General features: G+C 58.8%; 19 protein-coding genes. 4 read left to right on the top strand and 15 right to left on the bottom strand.

The genetic code is table 11. The annotated features are described in order from the left end of the window. Positions 1-79: 79 nt before the first annotated feature. Entirely contained in the window at positions 80-1,597 is a 1,518-nt protein-coding gene (locus tag WFH44_RS01640) for a PucR family transcriptional regulator (RefSeq protein ID WP_336711234.1), read from the top strand. A 466-nt stretch (positions 1,598-2,063) separates the two neighbouring features. Here the strand turns inward: WFH44_RS01640 and WFH44_RS01635 are convergent, their stop codons facing one another. The 8 genes from WFH44_RS01635 to WFH44_RS01605 form a co-directional block, all read right to left on the bottom strand. Beyond that, positions 2,064-2,912: an ATP-grasp fold amidoligase family protein gene (locus tag WFH44_RS01635; protein ID WP_336711233.1), complete on the bottom strand. Its 849-nt coding sequence runs from the start codon at positions 2,910-2,912 to the stop codon at positions 2,064-2,066. 83 nt (positions 2,913-2,995) lie between these two features. Beyond that, on the bottom strand, positions 2,996-4,465 hold the full coding sequence (locus WFH44_RS01630; RefSeq protein WP_336711232.1) for a lipopolysaccharide biosynthesis protein: 1,470 nt from the start codon (positions 4,463-4,465) through the stop codon (positions 2,996-2,998). Positions 4,466-4,541: 76 nt separating this feature from the next. Continuing rightward, positions 4,542-5,633: a polysaccharide pyruvyl transferase family protein gene (locus WFH44_RS01625; protein ID WP_336711231.1), complete on the bottom strand. Its 1,092-nt coding sequence runs from the start codon at positions 5,631-5,633 to the stop codon at positions 4,542-4,544. A gap of 48 nt (positions 5,634-5,681) precedes the next feature. Then, positions 5,682-6,545, bottom strand: coding sequence for a glycosyltransferase family 2 protein (locus WFH44_RS01620; RefSeq protein ID WP_336711229.1), 864 nt, complete (start codon positions 6,543-6,545; stop codon positions 5,682-5,684). Between the two features lie 142 nt (positions 6,546-6,687). Continuing rightward, entirely contained in the window at positions 6,688-7,431 is a 744-nt protein-coding gene (locus WFH44_RS01615) for an O-antigen ligase family protein (protein ID WP_336711795.1), read from the bottom strand. Between the two features lie 622 nt (positions 7,432-8,053). Continuing rightward, a complete protein-coding gene (locus WFH44_RS21425; RefSeq protein ID WP_442892846.1) occupies positions 8,054-9,115 on the bottom strand; it encodes a polysaccharide pyruvyl transferase family protein in 1,062 nt (353 codons plus the stop codon). After that, on the bottom strand, positions 9,115-10,143 hold the full coding sequence (locus WFH44_RS01610) for a glycosyltransferase family 4 protein (protein ID WP_336711228.1): 1,029 nt from the start codon (positions 10,141-10,143) through the stop codon (positions 9,115-9,117). Before WFH44_RS01610 ends, WFH44_RS21425 begins: the two co-directional genes overlap by 1 nt. Further along, positions 10,143-11,156, bottom strand: a complete 1,014-nt coding sequence (locus WFH44_RS01605) for a glycosyltransferase (RefSeq protein WP_336711227.1) — start codon at positions 11,154-11,156, stop codon at positions 10,143-10,145. Before WFH44_RS01605 ends, WFH44_RS01610 begins: the two co-directional genes overlap by 1 nt. 771 nt (positions 11,157-11,927) lie before the next feature. Here WFH44_RS01605 and WFH44_RS01600 point away from each other — a divergent pair. Both WFH44_RS01600 and WFH44_RS01595 read left to right on the top strand, forming a co-directional pair. After that, on the top strand, positions 11,928-13,697 hold the full coding sequence (locus WFH44_RS01600; protein ID WP_336711225.1) for a DUF4012 domain-containing protein: 1,770 nt from the start codon (positions 11,928-11,930) through the stop codon (positions 13,695-13,697). A gap of 140 nt (positions 13,698-13,837) precedes the next feature. Beyond that, positions 13,838-14,488: an LPXTG cell wall anchor domain-containing protein gene (locus WFH44_RS01595; protein WP_336711223.1), complete on the top strand. Its 651-nt coding sequence runs from the start codon at positions 13,838-13,840 to the stop codon at positions 14,486-14,488. 71 nt (positions 14,489-14,559) lie between these two features. Here WFH44_RS01595 and sufU read toward each other — a convergent pair whose 3' ends face one another. The 4 genes from sufU to WFH44_RS01575 form a co-directional block, all read right to left on the bottom strand. Next, the gene (sufU, locus tag WFH44_RS01590; RefSeq protein WP_336711221.1) at positions 14,560-15,021 is read right to left on the bottom strand and encodes a Fe-S cluster assembly sulfur transfer protein SufU; all 462 of its coding nucleotides are present in this window, start codon (positions 15,019-15,021) and stop codon (positions 14,560-14,562) included. Beyond that, complete coding sequence (locus WFH44_RS01585) at positions 15,022-16,338, bottom strand: cysteine desulfurase (RefSeq protein WP_336711219.1); 1,317 nt, start codon at positions 16,336-16,338, stop codon at positions 15,022-15,024. 302 nt (positions 16,339-16,640) lie between these two features. Then, entirely contained in the window at positions 16,641-17,228 is a 588-nt protein-coding gene (gene pth / locus WFH44_RS01580) for an aminoacyl-tRNA hydrolase (RefSeq protein WP_336711218.1), read from the bottom strand. A 6-nt stretch (positions 17,229-17,234) separates the two neighbouring features. Then, positions 17,235-17,846: a 50S ribosomal protein L25/general stress protein Ctc gene (locus WFH44_RS01575; protein WP_336711216.1), complete on the bottom strand. Its 612-nt coding sequence runs from the start codon at positions 17,844-17,846 to the stop codon at positions 17,235-17,237. A 309-nt stretch (positions 17,847-18,155) separates the two neighbouring features. Here WFH44_RS01575 and WFH44_RS01570 point away from each other — a divergent pair, with 309 nt between their 5' ends. Continuing rightward, on the top strand, positions 18,156-19,739 hold the full coding sequence (locus tag WFH44_RS01570) for a polysaccharide biosynthesis tyrosine autokinase (protein WP_336711215.1): 1,584 nt from the start codon (positions 18,156-18,158) through the stop codon (positions 19,737-19,739). 300 nt (positions 19,740-20,039) lie between these two features. Here the strand turns inward: WFH44_RS01570 and WFH44_RS01565 are convergent, their stop codons facing one another. The 3 genes from WFH44_RS01565 to WFH44_RS01555 all read right to left on the bottom strand — a co-directional run bounded on the left by WFH44_RS01565 (position 20,040) and on the right by WFH44_RS01555 (position 22,620). Further along, positions 20,040-21,590, bottom strand: coding sequence for a sugar transferase (locus tag WFH44_RS01565; RefSeq protein ID WP_336711213.1), 1,551 nt, complete (start codon positions 21,588-21,590; stop codon positions 20,040-20,042). Positions 21,591-21,696: 106 nt separating this feature from the next. Next, entirely contained in the window at positions 21,697-22,305 is a 609-nt protein-coding gene (locus WFH44_RS01560; RefSeq protein ID WP_336711212.1) for an arsenate reductase/protein-tyrosine-phosphatase family protein, read from the bottom strand. A 60-nt stretch (positions 22,306-22,365) separates the two neighbouring features. Then, entirely contained in the window at positions 22,366-22,620 is a 255-nt protein-coding gene (locus tag WFH44_RS01555) for a hypothetical protein (protein WP_336711210.1), read from the bottom strand. Between the last annotated feature and the right edge of the window lie 171 nt (positions 22,621-22,791).

Genomic DNA, 22,791 nt, shown 5'->3' with positions numbered 1-22,791 from the left:
CTACAAACGGATGGACCGTCTATACATTCGTCTAAACAACGACGGCGGCGCTGCGGTTTGGCGCGGAAGGGAGCCCTATATGGCCATCACCGTGTCAGAGCTGCTGGCCGAGCCGCAGCTGGGCCTTCGCCTGCTCGCGGGGAAAGCGGGCCTGCAGCACCGGATCACCTGGGCCCACACCTCGGACCTGCCGCGGCTGTGGGAGTGGGTGACGGGCGGCGAGGTAATGATGACCAACGGCCTGTCCATTCCGGCGGACGCCCCGGGACAGGTCGAGCTGGCCGAGGCCCTGGTCGCCGCCGGCGCGAGCGCGCTGGCCATCGGCGAGAAGATGCACGCCCCGGAGCTGACCCCGGAATTCCTCGAGGCCTGCGACCGCCTGCCATTGCCGGTGCTCAACGTGCCGTATCCGCTGCCCTTCATCGCCATCGCCAAGTCCGTGGCCGAGTCCTCGCTGCTGGAGGAATCCCGCCGGCTGCGCCAGACCGCCAGGATCTACGACCTACTCCGGCTGGCCGGCTCCCCCAGCCAGTGGCAGACCCTCGCAGAGGGCCTGGCCCGCGAACTCGATGCGCAGCTATTCGTAGTCGACCGCGCCTGCCACCACCCCTGGCACCCGGACGGGACGCCGCTCCCCTCCCGGCTGGCCGACGCGCTGCGGCCCTTCATCAGCTCGGCGCCCGCCGCCGGCAAGAAGTTCCAGTGGCACAACACCGCCGCCGGCCACGTCCTCATGATGGACATCCCGACCCACGAGGACGCACTGCTTGTTGTCGTGCCGGCCTCGGCGCCGCACCCGGACGCCGTCGTCCTGCTCCACGCCGCCTCGGTGCTCGGCCTGGAGCTCTCCCGCACCATGCTCGCCCTCGAAGATCAACGCCGGCTCGGCGCCGAATTCCTCGCACAGGCACTCGAGGGTCGCTACGGCGCGGCCGAACTGGAGCGGCAGCTCAAGAGGTTCGGGGTCTCTCCGGATCGATTCGTCGCCGTGTCCGTCCGTGGCCTCGAGCCCGGGCAGTTCGCCGGCATCCCCATCGAACTATGGCGCCACGGCCTCCCGGTCATCAACCTCCAGCAGGGAGACACCCTGCACCTACTGCTGCCCGGTTCCCCGGACGAAACCCTGCTGCATGCCGTCCCCCACGACGCTTGGATCGGGATCAGCCGGCCCGCCGACGCCGCCGGCCTGCAGCACGCCCGGCAGGAATCCCTCTGGGCCGCCGCCACCGCCGCCCGTAACGACTCACGCCTGGCCCGGTACTCCGAGGGACCAAGCTGGCTGGGACTGACCGGCGTCGAGGAAGGCCGGGACCTCGTCCAGCGCCTCCTCGGCCCGCTCCTCGAGCACGACCGCGACAAGCACTCCGAGCTCGTCCGGACCCTGCGCACCTACCTCGAGCAGCAGCGATCCTGGCAGAAGACCGCCGACGCCCTCTTCACCCACCGCCAAACCGTCATCTACCGCATCCGCCGCATCGGCGAACTCACCTGCCTCGACATGACCGAAACCGCCACCCTCGCCCAGCTCTGGTTCGCCCTCCAACTCCACGACGCCATGGTCCCACAGACGCAGCCCTCGCTCTTTGCCGGCACCTAATCAAGTCCACCGCTATCAAGTCCACCGCTGCCTCACGCTCCACCGGACAGCCTGACGCTGAGACTTTGGTCGGTATGGCGGTCGAAGTTCTGGCAGGCCGGTCGTATCGCGCCGTCATGCGCAGGTCACAGTGACGTGCAGTCCTCTGCACATTGCGCAGCCGCACGCCGGCCTCGAGGCAGGCGGTGATGAAGACCCTCGGCACGAGTTCGAGTTGATTGGCTTCCTGACACGTCTGCTGACGCAGCCGCTCGATCCCTCACGCCGTGGCCCTGCTGTGCATCGGCTCTCCGAACCTGCGCAGCGCCAGGAAGCCCGATGTCTGGCCCTCAGCGGCGGCCTCCAGTATTCGCTGCCGGACGACTGGCACCGGGTTGAGCCCTAACTTTCAAGCATGCCAGGTAGACGCAGAACTGGTCACTGCATCCACACGGAAAAAGCCGTCGTAGCGTACGTATTCCGAGAGTCAATTATGTTTGGTGGGAAGGCTCCATAAATCGCCCAAGGCGCGGTCGAAAGAGCGCGGCTGAAAAGGTGACATTCCGCCGCCCGGGTAAGGCGTTGTTTCGCCAAAATATATCCCTGTGTCGGTATCGAAAAGATCAATCCTCATGAAGTCAAAGGAAGCGGCCAGATTCTCCGCGATTTCGATCATCTCGGTTAGATGCGCGGGCTTTGCGAGTTCCCCAAGATACGCTGAGGGTCCCTTCGACGCCGGGAGCCTGTTCCAATCCCGGTCGTAGAGCACCGTCCGTTCATTCCCGAATCTACCCTCCGTAGCGAGAATCATGCTGACCACACCGTCAAACACGTAGAACTTATAGTCGGTCGGCGCTAATGCGCCATCACCTATCCACTCTTCGAGCACGATTAGGGGCCTAGCCTGCGTATATGCCCATTCGCCTAGGGTCTTGCCCTCGGTTTCCTCCATCCAACTGGCAGTTACCATCTCCAACTGCTCGAGGCTGGGCTGTCCGTTTCCAATGAACACGCAATGCGATCGGTGATTTGCTTTCAATATCCAGCGATCAGGAAATACGAAACCCGCGAGCTTCTTGACGTCGTCACCGAACCACAGTGTTGCAGGTACTTTAACAGCCGAACAGTTTGTCGCGGCGAATCTCTTCATTTCAAGTTTGTCGCAAGTCCAAGCGATTTCCGGACGTCGGTCGTGGAGTATGCGCCAATTGACTTTTTCGTTGAAACTAAGAGGATGTCGAAGACGCGGAATCTGCCGATGCGCCTTAATGAAAAAAAGGTATCGCTTGACCGGCTGAGGAAGTGTACGAACCAGTTGCCAAAGAAGGGTTTTCATCTCATGTTTCTTTCTCTCGCTTGTTAAAGCTTTACCACTTAGAATTGCCCTCAGTTAGGTCGCTTGCAGGAACATACAACAACTTACTGGCGGCGTGAACGCGCACTCTCAGCGAATCCCAATAGCTCTCTAAAGGAGGATCGTACGTACGGAAATCCAACATACGAAACCGCAAGGTAGATTGCGATTGCCCCTAGACCGACACCCGCCTGCGTCCAACTTCCCGTGGTCAACCAGACGCACGAAAGCCCAATAGCAATGATGGGACAAGTGAAGGCCGCGAGGCTCTTCACCCCCCCTAAAAGGAAGCGTGCCACAGGAATATCAGCAACTCTAGAGCACCACCACACTGAGACGACCCAGTTGACCGCGTACCCGATCGAGTGTCCAGCCGCTACACCCACACCGCCCCAGGGCAGACCGCATAGCATTGCGATCACGATCAAAGGCTGCGACCACAGATAAAATCTAAACTGCGCGCCAGTGTTGTCTGTGGCAAGGTACACCCAGAACACAATTTGATTCAGCCCCCGAAAAACGCCCCCCACTGCCAACGCTTGAAATATCGGCACCATGGGCATCCACTGGTCGCCGAAAACAATTCGGATGAATGGCGAGGCCAATCCAATGGCCACGGCATACATGATGCCGAGACCGACGCCGGCTAATAACTGAGCGGATTCCAAGTATCGGAAAAACCGGGCTCGGTCCTCACGAACCCGTGTGAGAATTGGAACGGCCACTCTAGTCAGCGGTGCAACAATCTGCGTAATAGGCAACATAAGAACTTGATACGCACGTCCATACAAACCTAGCGTCGTGGAGCCCCAGAAGTAACCAATACTGAGATTGTCTACGTTCTTCGTAAAGTAGGCAATAAATTGCGAACCAAATATTCCGCCGCCATAGGACACGAATTCTCTGATGGACTCACTGGACTTGGGCAACCCAGGCTTCCACCTGCACAGCAGCATAGCTAGTACAAGGGAACAGGCTGCAATCACCAACTGCTGGACCACGAGAGACCAATACGTGCGCTCAATTGCCAGTGCGAACCAAATTGCGGACCCAAGGCCAAGAAGCGAGGGTAATGTATCGGCCACCGTCAAAGCGACGAATCGGAGTTCGCGGTTGATTTCAGCTCTGAACTGTGTAGACGCACCAGACAGCAAGAAGGTAATAGAAAGGGCCGCGATAATATCCTGCAGCGCGGCCTCGTCAAATAACACGGAGGCCGGCTTCGCCAGGGCGAGCGAAACGACGGACAGGATCACTCCCATGCCGAAGTTGATCCAAAAGAGATTTGACTTCTGACCGTGGCTTATGTCGGAGGCACGAGAAGCAGCGGTCCCCAAACCGAAATCGCGAAAAAGAGTTCCGAAAGCAATGAAACTAGTAACCAGCGCCAAGAGACCGAAGTCGCGAGGCGACAACAGTCTAGCTAGTACGACTGTAGAGGCTAAAAGGACGACAATTCGAACTCCCTGTCCCATGAGAACAACCATTCCACCGCGAATGGCCCGGCCTCCATGGTCATCGACGGTCGAGACCAAGTTATCCTTCACTTCCGGCCCGACATCGTGTTATTCGCGGACTGCGGTCCCCGGTTGGGATTCGTTTTCACTAAATCTAACCCTTTTTCTTCAGAGTCAAAATACGATTCGTGACCACGTCGAGCTGAGCGCGTGCCTGCAGAAGTGCTCGGCGCAGATCACTCTCCCACTTGAGGATGTCGCCAGGGTCAATTCTTGGATATGAGGCAGCGGGCTGCCCTTCATATGTGCCCACCCAGGTCAGATCGACGACAGCAAAATGCCGAGAAATTTTACCCTTAGAGGATTCGATCCATCCAATGGGAATTGCCCCTTCTGTCGCAGCGACAATAAGGGCGTGGAGTCGATCGCTCACCACCAGTTTGCAGTCTTGGTACAGCTGGCGAACTTGTTGCTCGTGATCGCTGTGGTCTGTGCCCTCCCACAAAATCGTGCCCCCGGCGAAAATGGAAGCTAAACGCGTCGCTAACTGCGTGTCCCGCTCGACCTGGACCACAAAGACCGGCTCTACATCGTGATCTTCCAGCAGCGTCCGCAACCATTCAATCCAGGATTCCGAGGGGAACCCACCACTTTTCCGCAGAAGAACCGCACATTTACCCCGGTCCCTTAAAGGCTTCCAAGTATCAGGTGTAGATCCCAGTGAGAAAGCCCAGTCAGGTGCAATTTCGCGCTGTTGGAAAAGTGCAGCGGTATCACGATCCCGCCACCTAACAACCTTCGACATTTTTGCCACGGCTCGATAGGGCATGATCAGAAGCCGATGCGTATTGGGTACGCCTGCCCCTATCCAAACCCCGCCCCCGTCTTGCATCTTCGAAATGGCGACCAGAAGACCCAACACACATAGTCTGAGCGACCCGGAGCGCGACACAGGAACCTCGCCGGCATTCATTGCAACAAGAGTCGGCTTCGTTAACGCACTCTTGAGAGCCATCCAATACCAGCGCAAGAATGACCCTTCGACAACGTCTTCCTTCCTGACGCCTAATCCAGATAAGAAACGGCTTGAGGCACTTCCCGTCCATATGCAAAGCGGACCACGCTTACGTAGAGAGTCTAAGTACGCCCTTCTGAGTAGAGAATCTCCGATGTTGTCCTCCTGGCCAGTTGACCAAACGAAGACTCGGAAATTGCTGTCAATTTTGCCGCGGACTCTGTATCCCATACCTGTATCGGCTCGCTCACATCTTAGAATTTCAGTTAGCTATTTGATCTAGTTTCTCTGCCACGGTTTTGAAAGCAACTTTCGTGCGGCGTACGCGGGATCCTTAGAAATCCAATTAATCATTGTCATCGAAGCTCTAAGATAGCTCCCCTGCGCCCGGTGTGCCCGCGCTGCGCGCACTAATGCTGCCATCTCGCGCTCCTGTAAAGACATAAGCTGAATTTCGAGGCAGAGAAAATCGGCATAGTGTGCACGTATACGCTCTTTAGCTTCAATTGCTCGTAACGCCGATTTAGAAGACTTTCCTCCGCTCAGGCTATAGCGGCAGGTAGGATCATTGCGCACGTCAATCTGACCCACCTGGGAGAGACGGATAAGTAGTTCATAATCTTCTGCATAGGCAGGATTTAACGGCTGAGGATCTACGCTTACGCAACGTCGGTAGCCCGCTGTCGATACAACCGCGGCACATGGGGGCCAAGGACCGTATCCATGCTTTAAAAGTGACTCAGTCGTAACCGGGGAGTATCGGATAGGAAATAATCGTTCTGCGCCGCCGGCACCTTGGCCTATAACTGTTCCTGCGGCAACCACAAGACCACGATTCTCTTCCAAACGGCGAATGGAGCCTCTGACACCCTCTGGAATTAGTGCATCATCTGCATCTAGGAATATCAGGTATTTAGACACTACTAGTCTGGCGCCGTTTATTCGCGCCTGAGCAGCTCCCGCGTTTTCTTGACTGACGCACGTAGCCCCCTCCTTTTCCGCAACCGCCGCGGTGTCGTCGTCCGAGCCATCATCTACGACTATGACCTGTTCCGCACCGGAATCGAATGCAGATTTGATGGCCACGGGCAGTGTTTGGGAAGCCCTATAAGCCGGTATGACAACGGATAGGCTGGGTTCCATATCGAGTGACTCATGGGCCTTGCTATGAGGGGACAAAACACAACCTCGCTGTTAGTTCAATGAAATTTGAATCACGGTCAAACTTGTCAAATTCTAGCATTCAGTCTTCAAGGAATGAGAGAATCAAAATCAGAAAGATCATTCATGCAGCGACACCTTTACGAGGCTGACTACCTAATGTTCGATCCGCCGACCTTCGGTCATCGCCAGCGTGGCTGAACACTAAGCCAAACAATAGAATAAGCCAGTACTGTTGCTGATTATAGAATGCGGAGGTAAGTGCGAACGTCAAGATGGCAACAGATATACCCGCAGCGATTCCTGATTGTCGGTGACGTATTGCATAAAGGAGCCTCCGAACTACAAGCAGTGTTACAAGTAGCATGACTAGCAACAACAAGATTCCACCTTGAAACCAGGCACGGAGAAGGTAGTTGTGTACGATCGAAACTCCGTTATAAGTGCCTTGACTCTCAGGACCCATTCCAACGCCGAGAAACGGTGCGGACTTGATGGTGGCCCATGCATACTCGTAGGCCATAAAGCGAATATTAAGAGACGCGACGCCCTCGTCGACCTTACCCGTCACGACGTCGAGTCGATAGGTCAGGTTAGAGAGAAAAGCAAAGGGGTTCCGATCCGAGAGGATAAAAATGACACTGGATATGCATGTAGCGGCTATCAATCCAGCCACGAATTTGAGCGTGGCGCGCTGACATACCAAGACCACGGTAAGGCCCACGACAAGGGTGATGATCGAGCTCAAGCTTCCGGTGCTGTATAGGCCCCCGACGTTTACCAAGCCTACGAGCAGGAGAATCTTTTTCCCCCTATTCCTAGTCGATAGGAGTACCCCTACACACGCAATTATCACAATAGAAGACATCAGGCCCAAAACATTAGGATGTCCCGCGAGACCACTTGACCTACCCGAATTCGCACTTGCTCCGAGTATTGTGGCACCCTGCATTTGAAGAAGCCCGACGGCTGCCGATACGCACTGAACATACATGAATGCTTTTAAGCTTGCGCTTCTTAACGTTGGGTTCGAATAATATGCGAGAACCTGCGGAACAACAATCAGGCTCAGCGCCAACGGAAAAGCGACTCGTACTCCTGTAATAGCTGAACCAGAATATCCCGCCAAGAGAGAAGCCAATAGAATTCCGAACGCAGATATGACCCAAACAAGGGAATCCTTGTATAGCCGGAACTTGCCAAGAATCGCCAAAAGAACGAATGCGATCAATATCAAGTTTGTTAGGCCGCCGAAGATCTGAGCTTCAACGAATCGGTGTACCGGCAGAAGGGCACATGTAGCTATCAAGAACCAGCGTCCGAGTACCGGTCGTGACGACGTCTGGCGCCTCATGAATGTATCTGTCGTGGGTAGCGTCACGACCGTCCACCTCTGCGGTTCTCTATTCGGCCACGTGCAGCGCTATATGTATCCGTTGCGAGACCACTTACGGCGAAGGGCCTGCGGCGAGTGACGCCCCGAGAGCCCATCAGTTTGCCTTAGCGCCCTGGGCAATAGTTCTGATTGTTTCGATGCAATCCTCTCGGGCGCGCATTCGGTACAATTTCGAACCGTCCAAAGCCGCACGATAGGCATCACGCACGGATGCCTCATTCATCAGATCTTGTATTTGAGCCCGTACGTCACTAACGGAGAATGAGTTTACGTTATGCACGTAGTCCGAGAGGCCTAGGTCGCTGAAAGCTCCGAAGCCTTTCCGCTCGTACGCGAGATGCACGACGTAGTGCCCTGCCCTAAGCGCCATGAGGGCCGCATGCAACCGAACTGCTATAACGACCCGGATAGGCCCATTCGGTCCTGCCAAGAGTTCGGCACGGCTCAGTATTCGCCTCTTTGGGAAGGTGTCAGTGGCTGGTCGATCGTCATTTCCGCCCGATGTACTCTGCACATACATGTCGAATTGAGGGAGCTCGGCGGCCAGCGAATATAGCCGATCTGGAACTGAACCCCGAACTGCTCTCACTGAAAGGACAGGCACTGACTCTACCGCTCGCCCCGGTATGGGACCTGCAACTTCGCCAGCAGCGAGGTCCGGAACCCTCATTGCTCCGACCTGATGGAACTCTTCGAGACTTCTGTCGTCCCGAATCATTACGCACTGGATGCGTTTGAGTCTCGAGGCCACGACGTGTCGAAGGCCGGCGCTGATCGGGCCGATACTCTGAGGCAAGTAGATTGCTTTAGTCCCGCATGCTGCCGCGGCAGCAAGCTGGGGTCCATGAACTGCTAGAGTTTTGAGCCCCTCGAGCAAGTTTCCAGCGCGCAGATATCCTCCGCCAACACCCACTACTAAATCAAAGTCACCCACTCTTCGGAGTGTCCTGATGTAGTCAGTAGAATATCCGAGCCAACTGGGCGCAGAACTGATTACAGTGGCCGATATCCCTGCGAAGGTCTCCGGATGCGAAGCGAGTACAGTTACTTCAATATTATCTCCGAGAGCTTTTCTAACTAAGGCCAAGGTCTCCTCAACGAGTAAACCGTCGCCCAGGTTATCCGCGCTGTAGGCATGTAAGACTAAAACTTTCATCAGCTGAGCACTCTCTCATAGACGCCTAGGTGTGCTCGTATGCTTTCGTCCCAAGAAAACTTACTAGCCCACGCCTTACCATCCCGGATGCACTTGGTGCGTGCAACTTGATTCGTCAAGGCAGTCGCTATGCCATCAGCAAGCCCCTCGGCGTCCAAGGCCTCCAGTTCCAAGGACGGTCCCGCAACTTCTTTGAGCGATCCCCTCCGAGAGGAAGCCACCACACATCCTGATGCCAGCGCCTCAAGTACCGGGAATCCGAATCCCTCGTAAAGGCTCGGAAATACAAATAGCAAACATCGCTGCATTAAAGCTGTTCGGTCCGTGTCGGAGACGAAGCCCAAATGGATGACATTTGGGTTTCGTTCGATAGCATCCATCGCTTCTTGGAAATCCCAGGCTGGCTTACCAGCGATGACGAGCGGGACGCCTAATGACGACAGTTTATCGCTTGCAAAAGCGTCAACTAACGAGCGAACGTTTTTACGAGGCTCAATATTTCCTAGATATAAGGCAAATTCCTTCGGTACTATTTCGCGCACCTTATCCGACAGTTCGGTCGGCGTAGAAAATACCTGGGAATCGATTCCGTGGGGTATAACCGACATCGAGGCACGATTGACACCAAATACATGCTCGATATCAAGTGCGCTCGAGTTCGAGACTGTAATTACATGATCTGCAGAGGCTATAGCGCGACCAACACGAAAGCGCCAAATTGCCTCTTTCGCAGGCGAGCGTACCCCTTCAACAGTTAAACTTGCAACGCCATGAACCGTCACTACAGACGGGCGGCGAGCAGGAGTGAGAAGGCCTGTATCGGCGACATAATGAAGGACTTCATTTGGCCGCCCCCTTTTGCGGCCTTCCACCGTTTCCCGGACCATGGTCGTAAGTGCGTTGTTGGTTGCAGGAATTCGAGCTAGTTCATGACCGAACTCAATTATTCCCTCAGAAATTCGACGAGCGTACGTCGTGTTCCCACCGACATGACGATCGAGAATTCGCGACGGCATAAAAATTTTCATCAGGTCGAAACCGCCTGGGCATATCCTGATTCAATCGCTTGGCGTTGAGCTTCGGGATTCATCGTTTCAAGGAGGCGTCTGCTCTTCGATCTCACCATCATGAACTTTCTCCGGTCATCTATTAGGGCGACCACTGCCGCGGCAGCTTCTTGCGGCGATTGCACGGACTCTAAATCGAATCCCTCGAAGCACTCTAGGTCTCTCACCAGAATAGGGAGGTCAGCGGCCGCCGCATCCAGCACGCTGAGAGGGAAGCCTTCATACCTGGCGCTATGGAAATAGATTGATGCGCTGTCCAGCTTAGACGCCAGTGAATCAGTATCCAACCAACCTGATACGTTCACCTCGCAGCTCTTTAAGTAGTCCCTATACGAAGGATCCCCATCACCTAACCATGTAAATTTCACCTCGGGACGCTTCTGACGAACCAAACGGGCGAGCGTTCCAAAGTATTCGGGATCCTTTTGGGCAGCCAGTCGGCCGGCCATGACTATTTCCGTCTGGTCTGACTTGGCCCACTGCGATTTCGTCACCTCAATTGTCGCGACATTAGGAACAAGGTGTATCGCAGGTCGCGCGTTGAGAGCTTGAGCCAGCCTTTTTTCGTGGGGAGTGAGCACAAAGATGGCTTTGGAATGTCGGCTGAGAAGCGACTCTGCGGCCCTGTAAATTGCCTTGGATAGATTTGATCGTTCTGGATCATCAAATACGAAACAGTGCGGCTGATATATGAGAGGAGCGGCAGGGCGAAGCGTCCGAGAGTAAAATCCAGCCCAGCTTGAATGTGCATGTATCAGGTCGACATCGGCCGCTCGAGCCAATCTGTTGACCGAAAAAATGCGACTAATCGGATTTTTGGGAAGACGAGCTGACTTGTGGTAGAGGCCAACACTGGGTCTAGTATGTCCCTCCCACAGCAAGAGATGTTCATGCTCAGGCACGAATTTAGCAATTGAATCTATGGCTCGGCTAACACCGCCGTCATAACACTCGGTGACGTGAAGTATACGCATTAAAGACTTTCTCAGGGAGGCCAATAGGGACTACGTATTAGGATCAGACCATAGCCGGAGCCCGCTATCCAACGCAGTAGCCTTTATGGTCCGGGCATTCCTATGACCCCACGTTCTCAATATACAGGTTTTGAACCCGGCTAAGAGGGGTGCCATGACGAACGTTACATGTGTCTTTCCTAGATCAGCAGAACAAGGTATGCAATCAGTTGTTCTTTCTTTGGGAACGCTGATTTCCCCGCTGGTGGTCGGGGAGCAACCTTGACTCTCCCTCTGGACTGCACTTCCTTGATCACCATTCCGTCTGGCCGCAGTTGCGGTGAAGCCGAGTTCTCATTCACTTCTGTGCGCCCCGACGGATCGCCTCGGAGACCAGGCTTCTATGGTTGCAGCAACCCAGCGTTCCCATCCTTCTTGAATATTCCTCGCCGTCCGGGCCCCTGCTCTTGGGCCTAGTTTTCGCGTGGAAGGGGATCGGTGCCGAGTTCCGTCCTCGATTTTCTGCGACGTCGAAGGCAACCAGTGTGGAACTCGTCGTCTAAAGTCGAAACGGGGCAGCGGCTTTGCTGTTCGTGATGGACGCTAGCACCGGGCAGATTCTTGATTGCATTTAGAGAACCGATAACATGACGGACGTTTCCTGAGATCACTTTCAAAAGGACGTTTATGCCCCGCACAGTTGGATCGCTCAATGAAGCCCTCGAACCGGGGTCGTCTCAGCAACGACGGGGACGCAGTTCATCGAATCGCAGGCACAGATCAGCCCGGATCGTGTTTCCGATCGTAGCGGCGCTGCTCCTGGCAGTTGCCTGTGTTGGATGGCTTGGTTATCGCGCGCTACAGGTGAAGGACAACCTGGAATCCGCCTTGGCGCTGTCGTCCCCTGTATCCAAGGCCGTCGCCTCCGGAGATCTCGAGAAAGTTCAACGCCAACTGGACCAGATGCAACAACATACATCGACTGCCAGATCCGCTGGAACAGATCCCCTTTGGCGCGTCGCGGGAATGCTTCCTTGGATCGGTGCGAACTTTGCAGCTGCCACGGACGCCACGGTGGCAGCAGATATAACAGTCAGTGCAGTGATCCCGCTCCTTGACTCCTCGGGAAGCCTGAGACCGGACCTTTTTACGCCGAAGAACGGAAGTTTTGACGTCGCCGCACTTTCTAAGGCTTCGCCGCAACTGGCTAGGGCCGCAGCTACGGTCGAATCAGCTAGCGACAGCGTTGCTGCAATTCACCGGGATGAACTAGTCCCGCAACTCGTCCAGCCCCTGGATGAGGCAGGGGCGGCTCTAAAGTCACTAACGGCAGCACTCAGCGGTGCTTCCGATGCTTCTGAGATCCTGCCTTCGATGCTCGGTTCCGAGGGCGAGCGCAATTACCTAGTTCTAGTGCAGAACAATGCAGAAGTACGCGCATCCGGCGGTATTCCTGGAGCCCTGGTACTCCTTACTGCCAACGAAGGCGCCCTGAAACTCGACGATCATGGCAGCGCCAGCGACATTGGTCGGTTTAAGCCAGCGCTGGAGGTCGACAAAGAACAAGAGCAGATCTACACCACCCGCTTGGGCTCATACATGCAGAACGTAAACTTGACCCCGGACTTCCCTACTGCGGCATCAACTGCGAGCCGCATGTGGAAGGCAAAGAACGCCGGCTCGGATATCAACGGTGTAGTGTCGATCGACCCTGTGGCGCTCGGATACCTTCTCGAAGCGACAGGCCCGATCAAGCTCGACGACCTTGACTCCATTTCTGCCCATCTGGGGTCGCTGCCGACGACCCTCTCCCGTGAAAACGTGGTGCGGACTCTGCTATCAGACGTCTATCAGGAGATCGAAGAGCCTACTTTGCAGGATGCTTACTTTGCTGCCGTTGCAGGCGAAGTATTCTCGGGACTCACGGATGGTGACATCGATCCCTCAACGATGGTGAAGGCGCTTCAAAAGGGAGCTGAAGAGAGAAGGCTCCTAGTTTGGTCCGGCGAAGAGAACGAGCAAAAAGTCATCGCTGATTCCGCGCTTGGCGGCGTGATAGCCGGGTCGGCAGATGAACCGAAGATAGGTGTGTATTTCAACGATGGAACCGGCGCGAAGATGGACTACTACGTCCGCCGGGACGTCAGACTGGAGAAGCGTTGTCAGCCGGACGGCTACTATCGCTACGCGGTCCGTACGACGATTACTAACAATGCTCCGGCTGACGCAGGAAAGACGCTGCCAGACTATGTAACAGGCGCGGGCGCCTTCGGAGTTAAGCCGGGAACGGTGCAGACGAACATCTATGCGTATGGCCCGACGGAATGGTTCTTGGACGCGGCGGCCCGAGACGGGAAAGCGGCACCGTTTGGCTCGTATAAGCACGACGCGCGCCCGGTCGGAGCGGCGACGGTCCGTTTGGCCCCGGGTGAAACAACGTCAATCGAATTCGAGTTCTCGACGCCTTACGAAACTGATGAGCCCAAACTCGACGTCACTCCTACGGTTCAGCCCACGTCCTCAGTACTCCAATCAAGTACTGCAGGCGAGGGCTGCAGCTAGATTTTGTTAGCCAATGGTTAAACGTTGCTGGGTCGAATTGCATTCGTTTTGAGGGCCTGTTAGCGTTCTTTTGGAACAACGTATAACCGTTGTCTTATGTCCAAGGCACCACCACTTCAATGACCCATGGGGGATCACACATGAAGAAGACTTTGACCGCCCTGGCGATCGCCGGATCTCTCACCTTTTTGGGAGCTGGCGCCGCACAGGCCGCGGACGCTAACTACCCGGCGGCGCCCGTAGTCGTAACCGTTGACGACTCGGTCGTAAATATCGGCCAGGTTTTCATTTTTGCCGGCTCGGGCTTCGACCCCAATGAACCGATTAACATTGCGGTCACCCTCATTGATGAGCCCAACGCCGCTGGTGCGGCCAGTGGCCTAGGCGCCGGTGGCGGACTCGCCGCCGCGGTTGGTGGCTTCATTGCTCCCGCAACCGTTGTCGACGGTTTTGGTGTTCAGGCCGACGAAGATGGCAACTTCTCCACAGAAATCTCCCTTGACGCCCCTGGCACTTACCGCATCACAGCTGAAGGTCAGGAGTCCGGCCTCACCCGCTCGATCACCGTTGACGTGGTCGCCGCTTCTGCAGCAGGCGGCCCTGACGCTGACGGAATCGACGGCGGCGCCGGTGGCACCGGCAATACAGGTGACGAGGACGCCGTAGCCAACGGCGACAGCCTCGCCAACACCGGCCTCGAGTCCAGCGCTCTCCTCTGGGGCGGCGCAGGCGTGCTGGCCCTCGGTGCCGGCGCTGCCGCTGTGGTTGTTTCCCGCCGCAAGAACGCCTAGTCGTTCCCAAAGCACCAAGTAAGGCTCCGAACCTGTTGGTTCGGAGCCTTACTGCATATGCGGTCCAGCGTTTAGTTGGCTGCGAGCAGGGCTTCCTCGAGGGCCACCCAAGCCAACATGGCGCACTTCACGCGTGCCGGGTACTTGGAGACGCCAGAGAACGCTGCTGCGTCCCCGAGGATGTCTTCGTCAGCCTCGATGGTGCCCCGGGAGCGCATGACGTTACGGAATTCGTCCACGAGCTTCAGCAGTTCGTCCCGATCCAGGTTGAGGCCGAGGTCATGGAGCACCGAGGCCGAGGCCATGGAAATGGAACAGCCCTGACCATCCCAGCTGATGGATGACAGGGTCTGAGCATCCTGGGCTTGGTGCACGGCAGCGCGCAGCGTGATTTCATCCCCGCAGGTGGGGTTGAGCATGTGCGACTCCCCCATCTTGTCACCCTCGGGAGCGTCGGCAAGGCCCGCGCCATGACGGAGCTTGGAGTGCTCCAGGATGATCTGCTGGTACAGCTGCTCGAGATCCGAACTCACTTACTTGGCTCCAAAGAACGGGCGGACCTGCGCGACGGCTTCGAGGAAGGCGTCCACATCATCCGTGGTGTTGTACAGATACGTGCTAGCGCGGGTAGTCGCGACCAGGCCGAGCCGACGGTGAAGGGGCTGGGCGCAGTGGTGGCCCACCCGCACTGCGATGCCCTTGTCGTCGAGGAATTGGCCGACATCGTGGGCGTGGACACCATCGACGTCGAAGGACGCCAGCCCGATGCGTTCCTCGCCGGCGCGGGGTCCCAGAACGCGGATACCGTCGATGCGCTCCAGCCCTTCCACCAGCCGTTGGCCGAGGTGCTGCTCCCAGGCATGGATTCGCTCCATGCCCGTCTCCTTGAGGTAGTTCACCGCGGCGGCCAGGGCGACGGCCTGGGAGATCCGCTGGGTGCCGGCCTCAAAGCGCGTCGGGGACGGCAAGTAGGCGGCGTGCTCCATCGTGACCGTGGTGATCATTGAGCCGCCGGTCAGGAACGGCGGCATGGCGTTCAGCAGCTCGGCCTTGCCGTAGAGGGCGCCGATGCCCGTGGGCGCCAGCATTTTGTGCCCGGAGAAGGCGGCGAAGTCGACGTCCAGAGCTTTCACGTCCACTGGTAGGTGCGGCACCGACTGGCAGGCGTCGAGCACCACGTAGGCCCCGACCTCGCGCGCCATCTGCACCAGCGTCTCGACCGGGTTGATCGAGCCGAGCACGTTGGAAGCGTGCGTGAATGCGACGATCCTGGTCCGGGGTCCGATGACCGAGTTGGCGTGTTCGAGCTGGAGGGATCCGTCGTCGTTCACGGGAATGTAGCGGAAGGTGGCGCCCGTGCGGAAGGCAAGCTCCTGCCACGGAATGAGGTTCGCGTGATGCTCCATCTCCGTGACGACGATCTCGTCCCCGGGACGCAGGACGAACCGCTCGGCTTCCTCTCCCCCGCGGCCCACGGACGCGTTGGAGAAGGCGTAGGTGATGAGGTTGATGGCCTCCGTGGCATTGGAGGTCCAGATCAGTTCGTTGAACCGGGCGCCGATAAAGGAGGCAACCGTCTCCCGTGCCAGCTCGTATGCGTCGGTCGCCTCCACCGCGAGCGTATGGGCGCCGCGGTGGACGGCCGCGTTGCGCTGCTCGTAGTACTCCTGCTCGGCCTCCAGTACGCACTGCGGATTCTGCGACGTGGCCCCGGAGTCCAGGTAGACCAGCGGGCTGCCGTTGACCTTCTGATCGAGGATCGGGAAGTCATTCCGGATGCGCAGGACCTCGGCGTTGTCGATGGGCCCAGCGGAGGGCTTGAGGGTGGCAGGTGTGGACACCACTGGCACGGGAGGTGCTCCTTGGTTCGCGGTCAGGACAAGGCGTCAGGCGATTACGCAAGACAACTTTGACCTAATCTTCCCACGATGGGTTCCCGAGTTCATCTGAGCATGGCCTAAATTTACGGAGCGGGAGCCGGCACCCGGGTACGGAAAAGGGGGCCGACGATGGGATGGGGGTGGCCCAGTCTCAGAGGCCGCCCATCGTCGACCCCCGCTTTCGGAGCCGCTTAGGCTGTGAGCGACATGGCGCTCTAGCGGAAGACATGTGTCTTCCGACACTCGATCATAAATCAGCGGACACGTTTCGTCTACGGGCTATTCGAGTGGAATTTCTGCTGTGCGGTCAGCAGGCCTTCGTCAATCAGCAGTTCCACGGCATCGGCGGAATCGCCGACCAAGAACGGCAGATCCTTCTTCTCAGCGGTGCCGAAGTCCTTCAAGACATAATCAGCCGTGTCCATCCGGCCCGGCGGACGGCCAACGCCCACACGCACCCGGTAGTAGTCCTTCGTGCCGAGCGCCTTCGAGATGTCGCGGAGACCGTTGTGTCCGCCTTCTCCCCCGCCGATCTTGAGTTTCACCGTATTGAAGGGGATGTCGATCTCATCGTGGACAGCGATGACATGGTCCGGCTCTACGCCGTAGAACTTAGCCAAAGCCGACACCGGACCGCCGGAGAGGTTCATGAAGGTCAGCGGCTTGCCGAGGATGACCCGCGGTCCTCCCGGCCGGAGGCGGCCTTCGACGACCTGTGCGTGTGCCTTGTGCGACTTGAAGACGCCGCCGAGACGCGATGCGAGTTCATCGAGGACCATCTGGCCAACGTTGTGCCTGTTACGGCTGTAGCCGGGCCCGGGGTTCCCGAGCCCGGCTACAAGCCAGGTGTTTTCCGCCAAGGAAGATTACTCGGCAGACTCTTCGGCCGGAGCAGCCTCGGCGCCTTCTGCGGCGGCTTCGCCTTCGGCGGGCTCCTCGGTCACGGCCGGAGCGGAGACGGTGGCGATGATGGTGTCCGCCTCGACGAGCAGGGCAACGCCCTTCGGCAGAACCAGATCGGAGGCGTGGACGTGCTCGCCGACCTCGCGGCCCTCGACGTTAACTGTGAGGCGTTCCGGCAGATGGGTTGCGTCAGCCTCAACCAGGACGGTCGGGTGCTCAAGGTTGAACACGGCGCCCGCGGCGATCTCGCCGTCGACGTGGACGCTGACGTCCACCTGGACCTTCTCGCCCTGGCGGACGGTCAGCAGATCGACGTGCTCGATGATCTGGAGCAGCGGGTCGCGCTGGATGTCCTTGGCGAGGGCCAGGTGCTCTTCGCCTTCGACATCGAGGGTCAGCAGGGCGTTAGCGGTGCGGAGTGCCAGCGTGGTGGCCTTGGCCGGCAGCAGCACGTGCAGCGGCTCGGCGCCGTGACCGTAGATGACTGCGGGGATCTGCTCGTTGCGGCGGGCGCGGCGGGCAGCGCCCTTGCCGAATTCGCTGCGGACTTCTGCGGAAAGCTTCAGGTCAGACATATTGTCTCCTACTTAGATCTCAACGGGTGAATGCCGGAGCTGCAGGGAATGTCTAGAGAGTTGTTGTCTAGCCACCGTCGATAACGGATACATTCTCGGATGAGGATGCTCCCTCGCCTAGGCGTCGCAATCCATACTAACAGCGCTGGCCTACCTGCTTGAAATCCCCCGATTCTTGGACCAAACGTGAAATCTTTAAGCACGCACGGCTGAAGGGAAGCCTCGTTACCTTCCGTTCATGGGCGCTGGGTTAGACTTTAGGCTGGCTTGGGGCCGAATCACCGCACTGGGAAGGACTGCAAAAGTCTCGTGGAATTGAACCGAACTGAAGAGCAGCCACAAGGCCTCGAACTCCGTGACTATCTACGGGTTCTCCACACGTACTGGCGAGGAATCGCCGCCATCACGCTGGTAGTCACGCTACTGGCCTTCGGCTGGACGTTTTTCCAGAAGCCGGTTTATCAGGCGGAGGCGAGCGGGAACGTCATGGCCTCCGGCGCTAAAGACCTCAACGCCCTTCTCGCCGCCGACGAGTTATCCAAATCCAAGGCAACCGTCTACCAGAACATGGCCAAGTCGCGTCCGGTTGCCCAGGCTGTTATCAACGAACTCGGCCTGTCCCTCGCTCCCGATGAGCTGATGCAGACTGTTGAGGTGGAGGCTCCGCTCGACACTTCGGAGCTGCATATTACGGCTTCAGCCGGGGATCCCGCGGAAGCCCAAAATGTGGCAAATGCCTGGGTAACTGCACTCGCGAACCAGGTCGAGCGGATGGAGACGGCGGGAACAGAAGATGTGCCAGCTGCAGTACGCTTGGAATCTTTGGCGCAAGCAGTCCTTCCCACTACGCCCGTTTCGCCGAACGTCAAGCTGACCTTGGCCATTGGGGCGGTTCTCGGCCTGATGCTGGGCTTGGCTTACGCGCTGATCCGCAACCATCTCGACCGCCGCGTACGTTCTGCCGATGTAATCGAGAAGCAGTTCGGTGTTCCCGTCATCGGTACCATCCCGCTGGACAAGCGGATGCAGGATCACCGGCAGGTTGTTGAGACCGGCGCGATCGACAACAACAGCGACCGAACGGCGCACGCCATGTCGGAGGCGCTGCGGGAACTTCGCACGAACCTCAGTTTCGTGGACGTGGACAACCCGCCCAAGATCATTGCAGTAACGAGCTCCGTTCCCGGCGAGGGCAAGTCGACTGTGACCGCCAACTTGGCTGTAACGATCGCTGCGGCCGGTAAGCGCGTCGTGGTCGTCGACGGTGACCTGAGGCGCCCGGTCGTCACCAGCATGTTCGGCCTTGTACCGGGCGCCGGTGTTACCGATGTCCTCAGCGGCCAGGCCGAGCTCGAAGATGTCCTGCAGGTGTGGGGCCACGTGCCGAATCTGGCCGTCTTGGGCGCCGGACGAGTCCCGCCGAATCCGAGCGAGCTTCTGGGCTCCAAGGCGATGGCGGACATGCTCCAGCAGCTCGCGGCCCACGCGACGGTGCTCATCGATGCTCCCCCGCTGCTCCCTGTGACGGACGCGGCCATCCTGTCCAGGATTGCCGACGGGGCCATGGTGGTCATCAATGCTGGCAAGACCTCGCTCGACGAAATCGGCAAGGCATTCGGCAACCTTGCGAAGGTGGACGCGCATATCTTCGGGGCCATCCTCAACCGCGTTCCGACACAGGGCGCCGACGCAGCCCAATACGGCTACTACGGGCAGTACTACCAGCAGGACGAGGTCGAGCCGATCCAGAAGGGGCGCCGCAAGCAGCCCCGACGCACCGCGGCCCCCGAGCCCGTAGCGACAATGCAGCTGGAGCCCGAGGACGAGTTCAAGGCTCTCCTCTCCGGTGAGCCGGTCCCCGCCCGGAGAACAACGCCGCCGTCACGGCGGTAGGACGTCCACTTCCTGTAAGAGAAGGCCGGTGCAGTTCAGTCAAGTGAAACTGCACCGGCCTTCTTTCTGCTTGTGGGCTTCACGGCAGCGGCTTTCGGAACGACTCTCGACGTCCGATGGGCCCAGCAACTGTCTCCGAGCTTTGATCTCCTGGGGTCGTGCGAATCCACCGGAGCACATGGCGGCTGCCATTCAGGCGGCGAGCCCGACGATGAGGATCGCCGGGATAGTACTTCGGCCAGGCATGACAAAAGCCCCGGCCCTTCTTGGAGGACCGGGGCTGGCTACATTTCAGAGGGTTTAGTAGGCGCCGTCCTTGGCCACAACGGCCTTGACCGTGCGAGCGATGATGGTGAGGTCTCCGGCGAGGGACCAGTTCTCCACGTAGTAAAGGTCCAAGCGGACGCTCTCCTCCCAAGACAGGTCAGAACGGCCGCTGACCTGCCATAGCCCGGTAATGCCCGGACGGACCAGCAGACGGCGGTGGGTGTACTGCTCGTACTCGGCCACCTCGCGGGCCAGCGGCGGGCGCGGGCCGACCAGGCTCATGTCGCCGATCAGGACATTCCAGAGCTGGGGCAGCTCGTCCAGGGAATACTTGCGGATGAAGCCACCGACGCGGGTAACCCGGGGGTCCTTCTTCATCTTGAACAGCGTTCCGTTGCCTTCGTTGCTCTCTGCCAGCGCTTTGAGCTTGGCTTCGGCGTCGACCACCATGGAACGGAATTTCATCATCCCGAACCGGCTGCCTTGGATGCCAACGCGCTCTTGCTTGAAAAAGACGGGACCACGGTCATCCAGTTTGATGGCCAGCGCAACGGCCAGCATGACCGGCGACAGGGCCAGCAGGCCAAAACCCGCAGCGAGAACATCGGAGGCGCGCTTCCAGATGAACTTGGTGCCGTCGTACTGCGGCATCTCCACGCTCATCAGAGGGAGACCTTCGACCGGCTTCCAGTGGATGCGGGGGCCGGCAACGTCAACGAGCTTGCTAGCGACCACCAGGGAGGTATTCGTGCCCTCGAGCGCCCAGCTGAGTTCCTTGAGGAACCGGTGTCCGTACGGTGCCGTCCCGGCGATGATGACCATGTCATAGCCGTGTTCCTTGACGGTTTCCACCACATGGTCCGGACTGGCCACCACGGGAATGGTGTGACCGCTGTCGAGGGTTACAACTTCTTCCTTGGCCGGACGAACCGCAGCGCCGTGGAGCCGGTAACCGGTCTGGGGGGACTTGAAAATCTTGGCCGCCACGAATTCCACGTCGGACATCGAGCCGACGATAAGGGCCCGGTGAGTGAACCGGCCTTTGGCCCGCTGGCGGACCAGCCAGCGACGCCAGAAGTGCCGCGTCACCAACAGGAGGACAAGGCCAAGTGGAAGGGCAATAGCAAGGTAGCCGCGGGCGACGTCGTACTTCAGCAGCATTGCGGCAATGGCGACGGCGCCGAAGGTCCCCAGGGTGGAGTTGATGACGCGGCGGTACTCGTCGTTCCCCACGCCGAGAACCGGAAGGGCACGGCTTTGGGAAATCATGAGGGCCAGAAGCCAAAGAAACGCGATGATCGCGGAGATCATCCAGTAGGCGTCCCCGAAGACGGACCCGACGAGCTCTTCGTCGGAGACACCGAACCGCAGGAACTGCGCCAGCAGTAGCGAGACCACGATGACGGCGATGTCCGTCACCATCAGCCGCGCCTGGAGGGACCTTCCCCAGCCCCGCTCTTGTTCGACCCGGCCTGCGGCCAACTGCTTGCGGGCTTCGTCCTGAGGCAGCATGGCATCGACGGAGCCGGACGCGCGCTCAATCGTTTCAGTCGAATAGCTGGATTGCTCCACTGTTGGACCCATGTACTTCCCCCTTGGTTCCTGCCGGGCAAGGCAGGCTATCTCCCGCTGAAAATTATACGGCTGCTCCTCGAATAAGAAGCCGGGGCCATGAATCGTTTACATAGTTTTAGCCGAATTGGGCACTCGGGTGGTACGAGCGTTCAAAATCGACGAGCCGGTCGAGGGCCGGGACGAGGTCGCGAACCATCTGCCGGTACACTTCGTCGTCGCGCCTGTACGGATCCACAATCTCGTCCTCCAGTGGGTCCACGGCACGGGTTTCGTACCGCTTCAGGGCCGCGAGATGAGGCAGGCGCTTCCAGCGGTACTCGACCTCGTCGTCGGACGTTCCCCCGGGAATCTCCAGCTGCGGGTCCGCCGCGATGGCCTCCACCATGCGGGCAAGCTCGCGCACCGTAAAGGTGCGCTTGAGCAGGCGCGGCATGAGGGTCAGGATCCGGTCCCGGTGCTCAACGCCCATGGCCAGGACGAGGTCCACGTTCGCCAAGTGCATCTCCTGCAGCTGGCGGGCGACGAAGCCGTCCGAGGTGCCGCCGAGCACGTGGAGGAGGCCCTCGGCGCGGGCGTCCATAGGTTTGCCGGCGAGGGCCTGGATGCCGGCGCTGCGGACTTCGAACAGGCCGGGTCGGATCTCGTCAAACTTCTGCTGAAGGAGCCTCTCGGCCATGGGCGAGCGGCAGATGTTGCCGGTGCAGATGGTGAGGATGCGAATCATAGATTGAACTTTAGCGCCGGGGCGCCCAGCTCCGCGAAACGCCAAACGGCGGCCGGCAGGTCAGACCCGCGGGGGCAGCAGCGGGTTTGCGGTGCGGCGGAGGACGGCGTTGATTTCGGCGCGGACGCGGCGTTCGGCGTCTTCGCCGAGGTCCAGGTTCAGGACGGCCTTCAACGCTCGGGCCATGTCCGGGGCGGCGGCTACGAACTCGGCCAGTTCGGGATCGGACTCCAGCCGCCGCGACAGGCTGCGGACCGTCTCGGCCGTCCAGCGGGCGTTGCAGTGGCGGTTGGTCAGAACGTCGTTGGCGTGCATCGGTCATCCTTCGGTGGCGGCTTCCACTCACCAGGCGGCAGGATGCGCCCGGCGGGTGCGAGTCGTCTCGCAGCACCACTCTCCCCCACTTCCCTCTCGGCCGAGGTGGACGTCGGCAAGAGTTCGGCCAACGTTCCCCGCCGCGTCACGGAACTGGGGGCGGGCACTCGG

The sequence above is a fragment of the Arthrobacter sp. USHLN218 genome (assembly GCF_037144715.1).
Classification (GTDB): domain Bacteria; phylum Actinomycetota; class Actinomycetes; order Actinomycetales; family Micrococcaceae; genus Crystallibacter.
Note: the sequence above shows the minus strand (reverse complement) of the source record. Positions and strands in the feature narration are given on the sequence as shown.